Below are 1,744 nucleotides of genomic sequence, written 5' to 3'. Positions count from 1 at the left end.
GCGAAGTTCCAAACTCCCAGGAAACCATTCAGATCAATATTGCTTCTGGGAGTTCTGGGAAACACGATCTTCCGGCGGCCCCTTGCCACCCTTGACTTCGACTAATTCTGAAGGGCCGACTATTTAAGCGTATCAAGCATTTTCGTCGCGTCGCCACTCGATATGACAAACTCGCCCACAGCTACCTCACCTTTGTCTCCATCGTGTCTGCCTTCGGGCCGCTCTTAAATGTGAACATGACCTAGCGAACTGGCGGGCGAGTCCGGCCTCAACCGCCACGCCAGCTTTCCATACATCACGGCGCACAACGACCTCGAGGCGGTTCGTGTCTATCTACATCGCTACCGCGAGCAGCCGAAGACCTTGCGCGCCTATACCAAGGAACTCGAGCGGTTCCTTCTCTGGGCCGTGACCGTCAGGCGTAAGCCGTTGGTTCTCTACTGGCTGACGATTGCGAGGTGTATCGCGACTTCCTCAATGCCCCCTCGCCGGCTTTCGTTGGTTCGCGACAGTCGCGTGCGAGCGGTCGCTGGCGGCCATTTTCGGCGAGCGGACTGAGTTCAGAAAGTCAGCGATATGCGGTGCGCACTCTTCGTGCGGCCTTTGCATGGCTGGTGGACGTCCGCTATTTGGCAAGAAATCCTTGGACGGTCATCTCGGATCTCGTCCGCATTGAGCGTGAAAGCGAGCTTCATGTCGAGCGCGCCCTCCCCGCCAACTTGTGGGAGCGCATGCGAGGCTTCATCGACGACCAATGTCAGCGCGAGGATGCGCGCTATTGGCGTTCGGTGCGCGTGGCGTTGCTGTTAGGGGCCGATTCGGGACTTCGACGCGAGGAGCTTGCGTCGGCTCGAAGAGAACGCCTGGCACCGACCACACACGGAGACGGCGTGGAGGTCGTGTGGCAATTGCAGGTGATCGGGAAACGAAAGAAAGAGCGAACGGTTCCAGTGAGCCCGGCAACCATCGCCGCGCTGACTGCGCACTGGCGGGATCGCGGCGAGGACTTCCACAGTGGAACCACCGGCCCTCTTCTCGCACCGATTTTTATTCCACCGGGGAAGGAAGCGCGAAAAAAGCACGCGGATGGCGCACCCCTGGCCTATCACGCGGATACGATCAACTTCATGGTCGAATGGGCGAGAAAACGCCTGATCAAAGGCATGACGGATCTTACGTTGGACGAGATCAAACTGCTGGCCAGCACGTCGCCGCATGCGTTCCTTCACACCTTCGGCACGCTCGCGGCCGCCGAAGAGGTGCCGCTCGACGTGGTGCAGAAGATCCTCGGGCACGCGTCACTACAAACGACGTCTATCTACGTTCAGGCGGAAAAACAGCGGATGCTGCGTGAGGCTGCCTCCTTCTATCGTCGGCCCAAATCCGACGACACTGGCGGAAACGATTAAGGCGCCATTTGCTGATAACCGTGCGGCCCGAAGGCATTCATTCGCAACACATGCTTACATCTTTCATGTCCACGGACGCAAGGCGCGAGGCGTTGATAGCTCACTCAGATCAATAGGAGTTGTCATGGTCTGCTCCACCGACATCAAGCGTCTCGGCGTTCGTGCCAACCGAATGTCAACTTTGTTGAGCGCACTGCTTGGCATGGGTTTGTCCGGTGCGTGCATCAACGCGTCAGCGCACGTGACAGTTGGGATTGGTTTTGGTTATGCCCCGCCCGCCTACGTCGCACCGCCGCCGGTCTACTATGCACCGCCCCCGCCCCCGGTCTATTACG

At 58.9% G+C, this 1,744-nt stretch carries 1 protein-coding gene and 2 pseudogenes; all 3 read left to right on the top strand.

Annotated elements, in window-relative coordinates:
• Positions 1 to 116: 116 nt before the first annotated feature.
• Positions 117 to 245: pseudogene (locus BVER_RS32060) on the top strand (IS5/IS1182 family transposase); the annotation flags it as partial.
• Between the two features lie 213 nt (positions 246 to 458).
• Complete coding sequence (locus BVER_RS28760) at positions 459 to 1,409, top strand: tyrosine-type recombinase/integrase (protein ID WP_232316910.1); 951 nt, start codon at positions 459 to 461, stop codon at positions 1,407 to 1,409.
• A gap of 124 nt (positions 1,410 to 1,533) precedes the next feature.
• Positions 1,534 to 1,744, top strand: a pseudogene (locus BVER_RS34920) (hypothetical protein); the annotation flags it as partial.

Origin of the sequence: Candidatus Burkholderia verschuerenii (genome assembly GCF_001189365.1) — a bacterium.
Classification (GTDB): domain Bacteria; phylum Pseudomonadota; class Gammaproteobacteria; order Burkholderiales; family Burkholderiaceae; genus Caballeronia; species Caballeronia verschuerenii.
Note: the sequence above shows the minus strand (reverse complement) of the source record. Positions and strands in the feature narration are given on the sequence as shown.